Annotated in this window: 14 protein-coding genes and 5 pseudogenes; 9 read left to right on the top strand and 10 right to left on the bottom strand. The window is 35.7% G+C overall.

Features of this window, described 5'->3' with window-relative positions:
* The 4 genes and pseudogenes from NI467_RS13445 to NI467_RS13430 form a co-directional block, all read left to right on the top strand.
* A pseudogene (locus NI467_RS13445) lies at window positions 1–163 on the top strand (IS701 family transposase); the annotation flags it as partial.
* Between the two features lie 145 nt (window positions 164–308).
* On the top strand, window positions 309–1,058 hold the full coding sequence (locus NI467_RS13440) for a metallophosphoesterase (protein ID WP_019383650.1): 750 nt from the start codon (window positions 309–311) through the stop codon (window positions 1,056–1,058).
* A 118-nt stretch (window positions 1,059–1,176) separates the two neighbouring features.
* Entirely contained in the window at window positions 1,177–1,443 is a 267-nt protein-coding gene (locus tag NI467_RS13435; protein WP_026094019.1) for a DUF1778 domain-containing protein, read from the top strand.
* The gene (locus NI467_RS13430; protein ID WP_019383654.1) at window positions 1,433–1,921 is read left to right on the top strand and encodes a GNAT family N-acetyltransferase; all 489 of its coding nucleotides are present in this window, start codon (window positions 1,433–1,435) and stop codon (window positions 1,919–1,921) included. The genes NI467_RS13435 and NI467_RS13430 overlap by 11 nt, the downstream gene beginning before the upstream one ends.
* On the opposite strand, the gene NI467_RS14955 is transcribed toward NI467_RS13430, so the two are convergent.
* The 10 genes and pseudogenes from NI467_RS14955 to NI467_RS13385 all read right to left on the bottom strand — a co-directional run.
* Window positions 1,918–2,145 carry a hypothetical protein gene (locus tag NI467_RS14955; RefSeq protein WP_206863076.1) on the bottom strand — a complete coding sequence of 76 codons (228 nt, stop codon included), beginning with the start codon at window positions 2,143–2,145 and terminating at the stop codon, window positions 1,918–1,920. The genes NI467_RS13430 and NI467_RS14955 overlap by 4 nt on opposite strands.
* A pseudogene (locus tag NI467_RS13425) lies at window positions 2,087–2,420 on the bottom strand (class I SAM-dependent methyltransferase); the annotation flags it as partial. The gene NI467_RS14955 and the pseudogene NI467_RS13425, both read right to left, overlap by 59 nt.
* A gap of 161 nt (window positions 2,421–2,581) precedes the next feature.
* Complete coding sequence (locus NI467_RS13420; RefSeq protein WP_180058785.1) at window positions 2,582–5,749, bottom strand: site-specific integrase; 3,168 nt, start codon at window positions 5,747–5,749, stop codon at window positions 2,582–2,584.
* Window positions 5,746–8,091 carry a hypothetical protein gene (locus NI467_RS13415; protein ID WP_228289534.1) on the bottom strand — a complete coding sequence of 782 codons (2,346 nt, stop codon included), beginning with the start codon at window positions 8,089–8,091 and terminating at the stop codon, window positions 5,746–5,748. The genes NI467_RS13420 and NI467_RS13415 overlap by 4 nt, the downstream gene beginning before the upstream one ends.
* Window positions 8,092–8,095: 4 nt before the next feature.
* Entirely contained in the window at window positions 8,096–8,554 is a 459-nt protein-coding gene (locus tag NI467_RS13410; RefSeq protein ID WP_206863010.1) for a hypothetical protein, read from the bottom strand.
* Between the two features lie 142 nt (window positions 8,555–8,696).
* A complete protein-coding gene (locus tag NI467_RS13405; protein WP_253153379.1) occupies window positions 8,697–9,446 on the bottom strand; it encodes a hypothetical protein in 750 nt (249 codons plus the stop codon).
* A gap of 4 nt (window positions 9,447–9,450) precedes the next feature.
* A complete protein-coding gene (locus tag NI467_RS13400; protein WP_108676034.1) occupies window positions 9,451–9,903 on the bottom strand; it encodes a transporter in 453 nt (150 codons plus the stop codon).
* Between the two features lie 321 nt (window positions 9,904–10,224).
* Entirely contained in the window at window positions 10,225–11,223 is a 999-nt protein-coding gene (locus NI467_RS13395) for a ParB/RepB/Spo0J family partition protein (RefSeq protein ID WP_253153378.1), read from the bottom strand.
* Window positions 11,223–11,840, bottom strand: a complete 618-nt coding sequence (locus tag NI467_RS13390) for an AAA family ATPase (protein WP_000158575.1) — start codon at window positions 11,838–11,840, stop codon at window positions 11,223–11,225. Before NI467_RS13390 ends, NI467_RS13395 begins: the two co-directional genes overlap by 1 nt.
* Window positions 11,841–11,922: 82 nt before the next feature.
* Window positions 11,923–12,129: pseudogene (locus NI467_RS13385) on the bottom strand (hypothetical protein); the annotation flags it as partial.
* A gap of 55 nt (window positions 12,130–12,184) precedes the next feature.
* On the opposite strand from NI467_RS13385, the pseudogene NI467_RS13380 reads away from it, so the two are divergent.
* The 5 genes and pseudogenes from NI467_RS13380 to NI467_RS13360 form a co-directional block, all read left to right on the top strand.
* Window positions 12,185–12,310 (top strand): annotated as a pseudogene (locus NI467_RS13380) (IS5/IS1182 family transposase); the annotation flags it as partial.
* Between the two features lie 107 nt (window positions 12,311–12,417).
* Window positions 12,418–12,876, top strand: a complete 459-nt coding sequence (locus NI467_RS13375; protein WP_253153377.1) for a hypothetical protein — start codon at window positions 12,418–12,420, stop codon at window positions 12,874–12,876.
* A 437-nt stretch (window positions 12,877–13,313) separates the two neighbouring features.
* Window positions 13,314–13,697 (top strand): transposase, encoded by a 384-nt coding sequence (locus NI467_RS13370; RefSeq protein WP_253153376.1) that lies wholly within the window; start codon window positions 13,314–13,316, stop codon window positions 13,695–13,697.
* Window positions 13,694–14,029, top strand: a complete 336-nt coding sequence (gene tnpB, locus NI467_RS13365) for an IS66 family insertion sequence element accessory protein TnpB (RefSeq protein WP_253153375.1) — start codon at window positions 13,694–13,696, stop codon at window positions 14,027–14,029. Before NI467_RS13370 ends, tnpB begins: the two co-directional genes overlap by 4 nt.
* A 74-nt stretch (window positions 14,030–14,103) precedes the next feature.
* Window positions 14,104–14,569 (top strand): annotated as a pseudogene (locus NI467_RS13360) (IS66 family transposase); the annotation flags it as partial.

Raw genomic sequence — 14,569 nt, 5'->3', positions numbered from 1 at the left:
AGCCTTGATGGCCTACGTTGAGATACAAAAGAACCAGTTTGAGCGGATCTTTGAAAATGTATATCGTTGGCAGAAGAAATTATTTAGACCAATTATCAAAAGCTTCATTGATGACTTTATTCTCGATAAAAATCATCTGTTACCACAGAGAATCTTTAAATAATAGTGCGTAAGTCCTATTACCTATATTTTTAGAGGCTTAAGAATACAGATAAGTATCTTATAATTTCTACAATATTTAGTTGCTGTAAACTGATCGCAATGAAACTCTATATATTTAAGCAGCGTGATTTAATAAAGGAAGTAGATTGAAACTGCAAATTTTATCTGATACTCACAATTCTAAATATTCAATATCAGAGCAAGCTGATGTCATTATTCACGCTGGCGATTTTTCTAATCGCTTAAGTGGTACAATTGAGTTTGCCGAAAAATGTAAATCTCTGAACAAAAAATTTATCTTTGTTTTAGGTAATCATGATTACTACAGCTCTAACTACAGTTCAGTCGTGAATTTCTTGAAAGAAAACTACCCAAAAAATGCACTAGTTGATGACAACCATATCAAAATTCAAGATAAAATATTTGTAGGTGGCACGCTGTTTACGAACTTTCGCTCCAATTCACCACTTACATCTCCTGAGGTACTTTTACAGTCCCAAAAAGATGCTGAACAATCGATTTATGATTTTGATCAAATCATGATTAGCAATGAAAATAGACCTATAACCGCCGATGACTACATAAAACTATTTAAAAAATATCATCAAAATATTTTGCAGTTTAGAGGGCAAGATCATGTGATTGTTATTACGCATTTTCCACCTCATTTAGCTTGTCTTGATCCATATTGGGGTACGCATCCTGTTGCATCAGCCCTCAATCCCTATTTTATTAATGACCTAGATGTAAAAGGCTTTAAGTTATGGATTGCAGGACATACGCATACATCAGTGGATACTGTAGTCGATGGATGTAGATTAGTGATCAATCCTTTGGGTTATCCACCAGAGCAAGGTAAAAATGGGTTTAGAGAAAATTTGATCATCGAAGTTTAAATAGATATATTTTTCTGAAACTTTTTTAAAGCGTCAGATAACTCGATTTTAAGTCTTGATGCTACATCTTGATATGTTATAATTTGTACATCAAAATGATGTACTTATTGGTGAAGAAATGGCTAATTTAGCAACTGAACGAATTAATGTTCGTTCAACAGCAGATGCAAAGAATGTGATTGAGCAAGCTGCGAATTTATTAGGCCTCAGTGTAAGTTCTTTTATGCTGCAATCCTCCTTTGAACGAGCAAAAGACTTACTTAAATCTAACCATGAGTTGAAAGTAAATAATGCTGATCGTGATATGTTAATGAATTTGCTTGAAAATCCACGCCCTGCAAACGATGAAATGAAGAAATTAATGAGTTTATTAGATGAGAATTGAGATTTTACAAACTCATCACCAAAGAAAATCATTTAATTGTGGGCAAGATGACTTAAATAAGTTCATTAAACAATATGCGTCCCAACATCAGAAATCAGGGACAAGTAAAACGTATGTTGCTGTTGATCATGCTTCAAATGTGATAGGGTTTTACTGTCTATCTAGTACCTCTATTGGATTCGATTTAGTAGATACCGTACTCACCAAACGCTTACCTCGTTATCCACTCCCTTGTGTTGTTGTAGGTCGCTTTGCCGTTGATAAAGTGACTCAAGGGCAAGGAATTGGAAAAGTGCTTTTAGCACATGCTCTCAAACAAGTTTCAAAAGTTGCTCAAATTATTGGTGTAAATTTTGTTGTAATACATGCAAAAGATCAAAAAGCGATGGAATTTTATCAGCGTTTTGGCTTCATTTCTTTAACATCAAATCCATTAACATTAATATATCCAGTGAATGAAATTCCTAATTTTAATTAAAGTGGTCTACTAGGAATACAAGTAACTGGCAAACTATGAATGAGAATTGGTGACAGACCTATCCAATAATCTGCAAATTTTTCAAGATCTTGCTCTTCAACATGCTGATATGAAGATGAACTATTCATTAATGCAGCATGAATACATTTTAAAACATCAGAGATGTCTATTACGAGCACAATGTAGTAAAGAGGCACATGCCCAAATACCATCATATGTTTCATATTCTGCTAGTCATAAAAACTTTGATAACGTACTTTCAACCCTGTAAGTTCAGTCGCTTTTTTTACAAGTTCTTCAGAATAGTCAATCGCATCTACGTAATAGCCCTTTTTTCTAAAAGCCAAAGTATCCCGACCTGAGCCACAACCTAAATCTAAAATGTAGGCATCATGTGCTAATTGCTCTAAAAAGGTTGGTATAGTGCTTCCATATCCACATTCAAGGTCGACTTTATAAATTGATCAGCCTGTTTATTGTAATAATCTATTGTTTTCATTCAGTTGGATACATCTCAGCCATGTATATATACGATATCAGAGTTCGCTTATCATTGAGAAACGATTTTAACCTACAACTTCAGCGACGATATCGCTCGTCCCTTTCTATATTGATTTATATTCAATACAGCTTGCCTTAGACACATTAAAACAATTCATTTTAAATGCTCAATTTTTCTTGCTGAATCGCATGTATCAACATAATAAACGCAATACAAAGTGTCGTATTTTTATTGTTTTCATTGATAAAGCTTAATTTCACTTCACGACTTTTTTGTGACTTATCCGGTGGATCATTATCAACTTTTAGCTGCGTATCCTCAGGGAGTAAATACTTCAGTCCCGTAATCAGATGTTGAATGGACCAATCGACACGTGGCCTATTTTGCTTATCAAAACGATATTGAAAATGAATAAAGTTTTTTCTCAGCTTTCCATGTTCAATTAAAATACTCAAGGCTTCTAAAACCTGATGTTGAACCCGCTTTGGCAGTGCTGAAATCTCTACGCATTGCTTTGCTTCAAAACCTTTCTTTAAGGCTTTTTCATATAAGGAGATGAGTTCATCTTCACTAAAATCCTCATTATTTTGAGGCTTTTTTACCGCCATCCACTTAGTAGCGAGCTTTTTACTGCGTAATACCCAATCATGGTCCTCATAAGCTCTATATTTAATGTAATCATGGATGATGGTAGATACAGATACATTTTTACTTATTTTAGGCTGAACAGGTTTAACTGAATCCACTTTTTTGAGTGCATAAGTGGCATGATAAAAATCGAAATACTGGCCTTTTCGTATTATATGATTAAGATCCACAATTTCTGTGTTAGCACTTGTTAAGTCATTTTGAAGTATCAGTTTGATCGTGTCCCGATGAATTGTACAAGGCAAATGATAAATTCGATCTATCACCAACAAATCCAGCACATGTAGATAGTGAGATGCTGTTTGCTCTATGTTTGCATGCCCCATCCAGTCAGCTAGTAACCGCCACTTATGCTGTATGACAGCTTCATGCTGAATTGCAGTTTCTCCAAATAAATGCTGACGCATGACTTTACACCGGCTCCAAGTGTAATCCGTATAGGTCATGATCATCTCTTTTGAGCCTAACCAAGCGATTGCTAAATGATTCGCGGCACTATGTCTAAAGTTATGGAAAGTATAACCATGCCCTTCACCCAATATCTCATCAAAAATCACTTGGGTCATTTCACTAATATAAGCTTCACTTAAAATTTCGCCATCTTGGGCAAAAATCAATTTGTCCGCATGATTAGTTTTCGCTGGATTATGTGTAATACATTGTTTTAGATATTGCTGTACCAATGCCAACTCTTCATCGAGCATGACGGCGTTCAGATCAAGCTGACGCTTTGCGTTTTGGCTTTTGAGTTTCCGATAAACATTGTTACGTAAATTAAAACGGATCTGCACAGGTTTGGTCAGCGTATCATTACGCCAAATCAGTTCAGGACAAATGACCTCTGCCAATGTAAGTCCCCTAATTTCATTCAATCGCATCCCCAAACGAAATGCGAGTAAATACATGAGCTGTAGCTGAAAAAGATACGCTTGCTCTTTAGTTGTTTGACATTTTTCAATCTTTAAACTTAGTACCTGTTTAAGCTGATTGAACAATTTTGGGCTAATTAATTTGGCATGACAAAATTGTACACGATGATAATCATTGTATTGAAAGGTACCGACCTTAGGGACACGGTATTGTTTCATACAAAACTGATGAAATGCTTTAAGTCTGCCAAATGCATACTGTGCACGTCCGTGATTGGCCTTAGGATCAGTCTCACGTTTGGCTTGATCTCGATCATCAATACTATCTAAGATAGCGTCGTACAGTTCCTCACAATCTTCTTGATCCATGTTATCTATATCACCTGGGAACATATAGACATGGAATAAGTAATCTTTAGCGATACTACTTAAATACCGCTCGATACTATTGAGTTTCATCTTTTGAGACTTAAGATGAAAAATCCAACCCAGTAGCCTGAGCTGTGCTTCTATTAGATTTTTTTCATACAGGCCAACGTGAGGCTTCTTTTCTTCTAGTCGCTTCTGAATGCTTGTCCATCTGATCCATTTCACACGTTCACTTTTACGCTGCCGTTTCTGACGCTTATCAACTTCAGTCTGATCTTTTTCAAATAGCATCAATTCAAATGGAATTTCTTTGAGTTGCTGGTGAGCTGTAATTAAGTCTGGTACCGCCTTTTCTGTCTGTAGTGGTATATACCGCTCAATATGTGTTAACTGCGTCTGCAAGATGTTGTGATCTAACCATGCTCTCGCCTGATCAATAGGTGTTAACGACACCGTTTTGAGACGACCTCGCATAACCTCGCTTAAGCACATATCTAAGCCCGAATAAGAGTCAAGCTCAATGGCTAAGTTTGAATGATCAAAAGGTGTAAGTGAACGAAGCTCTGCTAACTGTTTATCATTACGGCGTAGTAGTTTTTTCAGACCTACGAACTGATGACTCAGATCAATTTCTTTAGGTAATTTCCCTAATACAGTAGAGATAGACTCCAAAACATATCGTGGCATCTGCTGATTCAAGGCTTGAGAGCCATGCTGTTTTATCCCTTGTATAAACAACTGTGCATAGGGATTAAGCCAAATATAACGCCACTGATACACCTGTCTATTTTCGATTTGATTACCATAAGCACGCTGTGGTACTCGATAATGCAGTGCGAGTGGTTGGATGATTGTTTTATATCCAGCATGATAAAGTTTAGTACAGATTTGGAGTTCATCTTTGACAATAGCGTTGACCAGGGTATTACCAATTGCTGTTAATTGACTTAGATCAGTACAGCCAGAGCAGTACATCAGACTTAAATAAAAATTCCCCCATAACCATGCCGGAGTAACTTCATCCTTGTATGGACAATTCCAATAGGATTTTAAGGCTATAGCAATATGATAATGTTTTTGTCCTTGCCGAAGATGTGATTCAGTACTACGAAGTTGTCTGGGTATAGGTTCTAGAAAAGTAGTTTTAGGCCATACTTTGATTGGATACGCATTCTTTGCTTGAGATAAATAGGTCTGACGCAAAGATAAAAAATATTTTTCAATAGCTTGAATATACGGTTTTTGAGCATCTTTCCGAGTAAATTTCTTCTGCTCTAAAAAACAAATAAATTCATCATAAAACTCGTACCACAAGCTATTTAGTGTGTTATCTAATAATTCAGGTCGGTCTCTTAAACTCTTAATCTGACTTTTCATTTCGGCAAATACAGAATCAACCTGAACCTGAATTTTTTGAATCAATGACTCATCTATACTCATGATAAGCCCTCAGATTGAAGTACTGAAATGTATGACAGATGCTCAATCTGCAATTGCTTAATCATGCGATCAATATTTTGGGTAAATTGATTGATATATTGTGGTAAAGATGCAGATGAATAGCGATAAAAGAGCTCCTGATTACGCTGATCATGCCCATAAACTGCTTGTATGACATTAAAAGCCAAACCTTGCTTCATCAACATATTCATATCAAAGTGTCGTAGCCAGTTATTATATAAACTGCTGAGTTGATGACCTTCAATATAGTCATTAATCCAACTTCGGTTAAGCGCAGCAATCTTAATTTTCTTACTTGCCCATTCCTCAGCAGTGGTCGGTAACGATTTCGGGTAATGGATCACTTGGCCAAACAAATCTTGCAATGTAATCTTTTTCCCAAACACAAATCGGAGGAGCTCTTCATACTGCTGAGTGACCGTATTTAAAAATTGCGTATAACGTTTAAAAGCTTGGATAAAAAATGCTGGGAGCGGTATATAGCGACCATCTTTTCGTGATTGACTGTTTTGCTTATCATCTACATACAACAACTTTAGTTTTAAATCGTAGTCACTATACTTTCCTAATAAGTTTTCCCGAGGACGGCGTGTTAGACACAATAAGCTGATATGCCACATCCAAGCACTATAGGCATTAATTCGCTCAATTATATGTTGATGTATCTGTATTTTATCAACGCAAATGGCATGTAATCGTGTAAAAAATTGACCAACATAATTTTGATTGAGTGCTAATTGGCTACCAAAACGTGATATAGACGCAGGTTCATGTTTAACAAACTGCTCTTTAAGCATTTCAATTTCTGTTTTCGTTTCTTCAACACTGAGTGTCTCTAAGTAGATCAAATAATGCTGATTCAATTCCGATGCGCTCACACCATTGTAGAAACTACTCGGTAGCTCATGGGTGCTATCTTTGCCCGATAGCACATGGGCAATATATTCATTAAAAGTACGGTGAAAAATATAGAAATACAGCTGGGCTTGGAGTTTCTCAACAGTAATTGAACCTAGCCCCTGATTCTGAGTCCATTTTTTGAGTCTTTGATTGATCTCTTGTACTGTAAGTACCTGTTGTGATCCATTCAAAATAAGATATTCAAACCAACTGCTTGATACATGGAGATCATGCGTCACTGTTTTATTCAGTTGGTGAATCTTTAAAGTTTCAACTTTTTGTTTTGTAATATCTAAATGTAATCTGAGTCGATACTCCGGCTTTTTAGAACTACCACCTTTAATAAGCACTCCCTCATCAATCAGTTGTTTATATTGAAGCAAATGCCTTGGTGATAAACCCGTCGCTAAACTCAATAAGCATGCTGCTGCAATCGCTGAATCTTGAGTAGGAGCATTATATAACTCACCCTTCAAAATATAGATAAGATGTTGAATCACATCTTTGCTCATGTAATTTGTGTTGGTTACAAACGGTTGTAGACGTCTTTGACGATGCCTCATCAAATGTTCACTATGATTGTTCAATACTGTATTAAAACGAGCTGTAGATTTAGATGTTGTATGTACAGCAATCCCCTCATCTATAAATTCAACATCTCCATCATCAGCATAAAAGATCTCCTGTCGAGCTTGAATATATGCTGGATATCCTTTAATAAGCTGTCTTTGTTCTCTCTTCTTTTGGAAACTTCTTAATTTTTTCTTTGTCGGCCAATCTGAAATTTTTATTTTTTTACGACGCGAGCGTTTTACAATCCTCCCTTGTTTTAATCGTTTAAAGATAATTTTTAAGTCATTTATATAATTTAGCACCTTAGTTTGAGTGAACTCGGGCAATTTTTGATTTATTTTATTCTTAAGGAAACTCTCCCAGTCACTCGTCACCTTGTCCTGTTCGAGTTCTAACATATATTCTATAAAGTATTCTAAGAGCCTTTTACTCTCGTATTTTAAAGAACTTTCTTCACTTTGTTGTAGAATTGATTTTGCAATATATCGAAATAAATCAAAAATTTCTTTTTGTTTAGCTTGGGAATCTGGGATAACGGCTAATTTTATATAAAGCGCTTCAACAAAATAACTCGTTCTCAAAATGAGGTATGACCATCCAGCATGGTCTAATACATCACCCGAAGCAAAAAAGCTTAAGGCCGCAACTCGATATTCTTCACCCAGTTTACGCGCTTTAATTATCTCGTGAAAAACCTTATGCGCAGTTTTTCCAAAATCACTAAAAGTCTGCTTATCACTTTCATCTAAATCATCAAATACAGCATGCGAAATAAACTTTGTTCTGTACTCTTGGTATTGTGTTAAAAAGAGATCTTGTCTCCGTTCTCTCTTTTTCTGAACTTCCATTCGTTCACTCTTGCTCTGCATTGATTAAAGTTGAAGTCTCGATCATACCAAGCTGCTTCTTAGAACATTTCTCCATGACTTTTTGTCTCGTTTCATCGTTACGTATGTCAAAAAATTGAAGTAGTAATGGTGTAGTGAGTTCCTTACGTGTATTAAAAATTTCTAATGCCATTTTTGAATCGATATATTTTTCCATATCGCAAATAAGCTGAATCTGCGGAATATATTGGACATTTGCACGTACTGCCCTATCTGTTTTCAAAAGTTCTAAAATACGATGCCAGAGTTTTACATAAATTTTTTTAAAATTATTCTGCTTACTCTTGTTGTTGCCTGGCCTAATTTTTTCTAGTTGTTTCAGCTTAGCTTTGATGTATTCCAAGTCTTTTGTTTTGGTTGATAAGGGTAGAACAAATTGATAAAAAAATACGAGAGTATTTTTTATCGTTTGATCAAAACTCATGACACAATTAGCTCAAAATATTAATACAAATAGTTATAACACTTTTTCTATTTTTTATTTCACAAATCAAAATAAATTTAGTAAGTATTTGTAATAAAATATCTTTTTAAATTTTATTCTTCCATTTTTTTATAGTTTTTAGTTATTCCTTATCATCATTCTCCACATCAAACGAAGATATGCCAGAATGAGGTGTGCGGGTCATGCGCTTTTGAATGTTGTCGATTAAAGTCTGAACATTGATTGACGATGAATTTAACCTACTATTGATGAGTTCATTACAAACAATAATGAATTGTTGAATATGGCGGCCGAGATTAAGCTGTTCAAAATCGTTTTTTATTGTTTTGCTCTCTAAAAAAGTTTTTAACTCATTGGCATTAAATTCATCCATCCCCTGGAGTTTTTGCGTGATGTTTGCATACAGTTGTTTATTTTCCTCAGCGTGAGAAAACTGCTTTTGCAACAACAGTTTTAAATCATAAGATACTGTATTGATTTTATTGTTCTTTTCACACTTATGTAAAATAACTCGTCTTTCTTTCTCTTCAGCCTGAGGCTCTAACAAGATGATTCCCTTCAGCATTTCGCACAAGACTGCAGTCAAAAGATATGAATAGATGAATGCTGCTTTTTGTTGGTCGCTTAGTTCTCCTATAGATGCACTTTTAGCCCATTGAGTTAAGCCTGCCAATAATTTCTTTTGTGTCACCATCCGATTGTCTTTAATCACCACATGGATATCGTGAGCAGCAACATACAATTCCAGCGCCTGCTGATCTTGCGCCAAGAGCTGATTCAAAATTTGTTTTTTTACACTCAGGGGTTGATTGACCCATTCTTCCAATAGTTTAATTTGCTTGTCAGCTGACAATTCATCAGTTTGGCTCATAAAGCTACCATAATTTTTCAGGGTAAAAATTGATATTCAGGTTTCGTTCGAACTTGAGCTTCAAGTCTTTATTCAGGCCAAAGTATTTTTTATAAGTGCTTGCACTCAATTGAACACAACGCTGCGGATTTTTTCCCACCTTCATATACCGTGATAATGGCAAACCTAAGGTATCGGACAATTGAGTAAAAAAACATGTAAATAGAACAGCATGTACCTCTTTATGTTTGTGCTTTGGAACCTGTTCCAAATCTAAAGAAATTTTATGGATTAACCATTTTAGAATTTCAAATTCATCAACACCTTTATGGGATTTTTCACCCTTGTTAAGAATTCTTTTGATATAAGCATCCAGCTTGTTTTTAAGATTCAAGATAAAATGTCGAATAAAATCTGGTAAATCTAATATCAAAACTGCACTTAACTTGGTCAGGACTTCAAGTGATTTTTTTTGCATTTCCAATTTTTTTCTATCGTAACCATCTCAGCTGATACTGGCTGTATAAACTCAATACTGTTGAAATGGCTAATTTTTAAATTTACAACTTAGGCTCAACAGAATCTGTTAAGCCTAAAAAGGCAGATCATGAAGATAAAAATATTGTTGATTCTGATATGGATGAAATTTTAGATCCATCAGAAGATCAGTTACCGTTCTGGTAAGCATTTTTCCCTTTAACACTTTTTAATTCAATATGTATGATAAATAGCAGTACCCAATATTTAAAAAAATATTGGATACTCAATTATAAATTTCCACAGTGGAAATTTATAATTTTTATGGGCGGTCATCTAAACCGGCAAGAAATTCTTCTAACTTTTCAATCTTTTCTTGATTAAATTCAGCATTTAAACTGGTGCGAATATTTAGGACTGTTTTCCCATTGAGACTTTTCTCGATCTTAATCGAACCAAATTTAAGACCATTTTTATTTTTTAAGATCATTTTGTTTACTAGAGAGGCATTTTCGATGCTTTGATCTTGTTTTTTAGCTGTCTCTTGTACCGTTAATGCTTTTTCTATTTGATAAATGAATTTTTTTGATGGACGATTTGTTTCTGTAAATTCATTTAGGTACTTTTTCCATATGGTTAACGTGGTATCTTCAACTAGTTGATGGTTAAACTTTAAAACCAGTTTATTTAATTCAGTTAACAATTGTTGTGCGGTTGCACCTGAAATCGCTTTGGGGTGGATTTTTAGATCTTCTTTTATATAGTTTGGCAGTTTATAAAAGCTCATTAATCTAAAGTATTTAGATTGATCTAATTGATATTTTTGAGTAATAAATTCTATATTTTGTATAGTATAACCAAACTCATCGCAGTGTTTTTGTATAGCATTGACTAATTCAAAATCACTAAGATTTGACCGATGTAAATTGTCAATCAATGAAATTAAAGCCGTATTTTCTGTAGATTTATCATCTCGAATAATTGCACGAATAGTCTTATGTTTTAATACATCACGAACAGCTCGAAACCTTTTTTCTCCACCAACAAGCTCATATGTTTCTTCTTTTTTGATCACAACAATCGGATAAATTTGCCCATTCGTTTCAATACTTTTGGCAAGCTTTTCAACATCTTGTAAAACTTTGTCTGTAATAATGCGAGGTTGATGCTCTGAGAAGTCAATAAGCTCTATAGGTAGATCAACAATATTATTTTCAGTCGATGATACCAATGCAACTTTGCCTGTTCCTGCTGCATTAATAAATGCTTGTTCCATTTCAAAGGCATCATCAAAATCGACAATGAGTGGTTTTTTCGCCATTACAGGATCTCCACCAAAAATTCATTTAATTCATCTTTTGCTTTACTACTACCCATTTCTAATACTGATTTTCCTTCGATCATTGCATCGCGAAATTGTTTGCGATCACGCACAATGGTATTTAGTGTTTTCACAGACTTGACTTGTTGTAGCAACTCTAAAGCAGCATCAATTTCTGTAGATTTGGTATTGGTTGGTGCTTTATTTAAAACTACAAAAGTTTCTAATTTCTTATTTACTTGCTTAGCAGCATTTACCAATCTAAGCACAAATGGCAGCACTTCGATATCTGTTTGACTAGGTTGCGTTGGAATAATAAGAACATCTGCTATTAATAATGCTGAACGAAACTCAGCTGAATCACGTCCTGCAACATCCAATACAATATATTTATTATTATTTTTTAACTGTTGTAGTTCTTCTTTTAAATTATCTTTGAGCGAAATGGTTGTAATCGAGTCTTGTGTTCTACGTTTACTCCATTTTATAGAGGATTGTTGATCATCTCCATCTACAAGAATAGTCTGACCTTTTTTGCTCAGAGCAACAGCTAAATTGGTTGAGAGTGTGGTCTTTCCAACGCCACCTTTCTGATTGGCAATTACGTATATTGTCATGGATTAAATATATAAAAATAAAATTTATATTAGCATAATTTTAAAAATTAAAAAAATATTTTTAAATTTCCACAGTGGAAATTTAAAAAACTAAAAGCCTTTTTTTTCTTTTGTTTAGTCCCGGCATTTGATGGATCGGATCAATCTTAAAAAGTTCAGGTTCATCTATCCACTGTTTGCAGATGAATTCGTAGGGAGTCAGGCCCCTGAGTGTTTTGAGTCTGCGGTCGAAGTTGTATGTAGCAATAAAATCAGCAAGGTGAATGCATAGCTGAGTGTGATCGTCGTAAGGCTTTGTTGCACAAACCTATCTGTAAAGGGTTTTTCAGCGATATAATTTTCAAATGAAGAAGCCTACACACAAAATCTACCGCACAACCAATTGGCCCGCATATAACCGAGCACTCATGAGTCGCGGAAATATTGCCATTTGGTTTGATCCTGCTACGCAATGGTATGCGCCGAGCAAGCCTTGCACGAGAGATCCATATCCCTGACATTAATTTAGCTAGTGATTAAGGGAAAAATAAAATACCATCAACTCTTTAGAATTTTAAATTTTTTTAAAAGAGGATATATGAAAAAATTACTACTATCTTTGGGTTTGTTATTTACAACTTTGGCTTATGGTGCTGAACAGAAAGGTGATATTCCTTTCAACTATAGTATAGACGTGAATAAGCTTATAAGCTTTCTCTCGTCAGCAGAACGCTCTAAAGCTAACAACTTCTTGGCAAATTTGTCACAGGAAAGTTACGGTACAACTTATTATAGCTACTTATTTAAAGCTCCCAACTATACGACAGAGTCACCTTTTAAAAAGTCACTGATTCAATACGATATAACTGCACCAAAAGAAGGGAAAATTACTTTAGCGATTCAACGCATCAATATAAATTGTAAAGACTATTCATCAATAACTAATATCGATCATTATGATCTTAAAACTGGCGAACTAATAAAAACCTCTTTAATAGATAGTAAAGCAGGTGATCTTACAAATATTATAGATAAACAATACTGTGAACTTAAATGATCCATTAAGGCTAGTACATCTAGCCTTTTAATAACAATAATTAATAGAGCTATTAATAGAGTTAAAAAAATAATAAAAAATGAGCAAAATAGAAGAATACAGATCAGAGCTAGTACGTATTCAAATTAGAAGGCGTAGATCCTCGATTAGTCAAAGTTATCAAACGTGCTATCGAAGTAACTGAAGTAGATTTTACAATTACTGAAGGACTTAGAACTAAAGCAACTCAAGCCTTATACGTGAAGCAAGGAAAGTCTCAAACTATGAACTCTAAGCATTTAGATGGATTAGCTGTAGACCTTGCAGCATGGGTAAATGGTACGATCAATTGGAACTTTGATTATTATTTTAGTAAGCATCCGGCTAACACAGCCTTACCAAGCGATCCTATAAGCCTTAATTTAGTTCCCACCTAAAAACAAGTGGGGACTTAATCCATGAACATGGATATATATTCAACAACACCTCCTGTTGCTAAAAAACGCAGAACATACAGCAAAGAATTCAAACTCAGTATTGTCAATGCCTGCAAAAATCCTAATACCTCGATCGCTTCGGTCGCACTGCAACATAGTATTAATGCCAACCTTGTCAGTCGTTGGATCAGGATCTTCAGCCATCATGATGGTGCCGTGCAGGATCCTACTCATGTGAATCCAGCATTTATTGCTTTGCCTTACACTGCTGCAATCAGCCAACCTATTGATGAGAGGATCACGTTGTGTATCACCGTGCCTCATACGAATAATGATATTCAGCTAAAATGGCAGACATCAGAAATACCTGCCTTGGCAGAATTACTCAAGGCACTTGCAACATGATCCGCATTGATGAAATCTGGCTTTCTACCCAACCTCTGGATATGCGTGCAGGTATGGATACGACCATGGTTCAGGTGGTGAGAGCCTTTGGCTACATCAAACCGCATTGCGCCTACCTGTTCTGTAATAAACGTGGCCATCGCATGAAAGTACTGGTACATGATGGACTGGGCATCTGGCTGTGTGCCCGGCGGCTGGAACAGGGCAAATTTCACTGGGCTCAAGTTCACCAAGGTGAAAGCGTAGCTCTCAGCCCGGAACAGTTACAGGCACTGATCCAAGGTTTGCCCTGGCAGCGCATTGGACGACAGCAGGTGGTGACGATGCTTTAAACCAGGCTGTTCCATTCTGCTATTCTCCAAACGTTCTATTTCATTCTTCTCATGACCTCAGGCATACTGCGGTCATGAATACGCTGCCTGACTTAAGCCAACTGACCCATGAACAACTGCTGGAATTCACCAGGCAGTTGGCGCTGCAGCATCAGTCTCTGGCACAATCAAATCAAGAATTAGAAAAATCAAACCAGCAATTGGATGCCAAAGTTCAACATCTTTCTATTCTCACTCAAAAATACGAGCATGAACTGGCGCTGTTTAAACGGCATAAGTTCGCCCAGAAGAATGAACACTTAACGACCAAACAAATCCACCTGTGGGACGAAGCGGTTGAAGAAGATATTGCCGCGGTTGATCTAGAACTGGAACGGCTAAATGCAGATAAAACCGATGCAGCGACACAGAAAGCCAAAACCAATAAACCTAAACGTCGACCACTGCCCGATCATCTACACACCATCCGTATTGAGCATGAACCTGCATCAACCCAATGCGCTTGTGGCTGCCAACTCCGTCGTATCGGCGAAGATGTCA

The sequence above is a fragment of the Acinetobacter sp. S4397-1 genome, from assembly GCF_024129285.1.
Lineage (GTDB): Bacteria > Pseudomonadota > Gammaproteobacteria > Pseudomonadales > Moraxellaceae > Acinetobacter > Acinetobacter lwoffii_C.
Note: the sequence above shows the minus strand (reverse complement) of the source record. Positions and strands in the feature narration are given on the sequence as shown.

What these genes read in the sequence shown, in the direction of transcription:
- NI467_RS13395 (WP_253153378.1), bottom strand. Translation starts at nt 11,223, where the DNA reads ATGGCGAAAAAACCACTCATTGTCGATTTTGATGATGCCTTTGAAATG.
- NI467_RS13435 (WP_026094019.1), top strand. Translation starts at nt 1,177, where the DNA reads ATGGCTAATTTAGCAACTGAACGAATTAATGTTCGTTCAACAGCAGAT.
- NI467_RS13420 (WP_180058785.1), bottom strand. Translation starts at nt 5,749, where the DNA reads ATGAGTATAGATGAGTCATTGATTCAAAAAATTCAGGTTCAGGTTGAT.
- NI467_RS13430 (WP_019383654.1), top strand. Translation starts at nt 1,433, where the DNA reads ATGAGAATTGAGATTTTACAAACTCATCACCAAAGAAAATCATTTAAT.
- NI467_RS13415 (WP_228289534.1), bottom strand. Translation starts at nt 8,091, where the DNA reads ATGGAAGTTCAGAAAAAGAGAGAACGGAGACAAGATCTCTTTTTAACA.
- NI467_RS14955 (WP_206863076.1), bottom strand. Translation starts at nt 2,145, where the DNA reads ATGAAACATATGATGGTATTTGGGCATGTGCCTCTTTACTACATTGTG.
- NI467_RS13390 (WP_000158575.1), bottom strand. Translation starts at nt 11,840, where the DNA reads ATGACAATATACGTAATTGCCAATCAGAAAGGTGGCGTTGGAAAGACC.
- NI467_RS13370 (WP_253153376.1), top strand. Translation starts at nt 13,314, where the DNA reads ATGAACATGGATATATATTCAACAACACCTCCTGTTGCTAAAAAACGC.
- tnpB (WP_253153375.1), top strand. Translation starts at nt 13,694, where the DNA reads ATGATCCGCATTGATGAAATCTGGCTTTCTACCCAACCTCTGGATATG.
- NI467_RS13375 (WP_253153377.1), top strand. Translation starts at nt 12,418, where the DNA reads ATGAAAAAATTACTACTATCTTTGGGTTTGTTATTTACAACTTTGGCT.
- NI467_RS13400 (WP_108676034.1), bottom strand. Translation starts at nt 9,903, where the DNA reads ATGCAAAAAAAATCACTTGAAGTCCTGACCAAGTTAAGTGCAGTTTTG.
- NI467_RS13410 (WP_206863010.1), bottom strand. Translation starts at nt 8,554, where the DNA reads ATGAGTTTTGATCAAACGATAAAAAATACTCTCGTATTTTTTTATCAA.
- NI467_RS13405 (WP_253153379.1), bottom strand. Translation starts at nt 9,446, where the DNA reads ATGAGCCAAACTGATGAATTGTCAGCTGACAAGCAAATTAAACTATTG.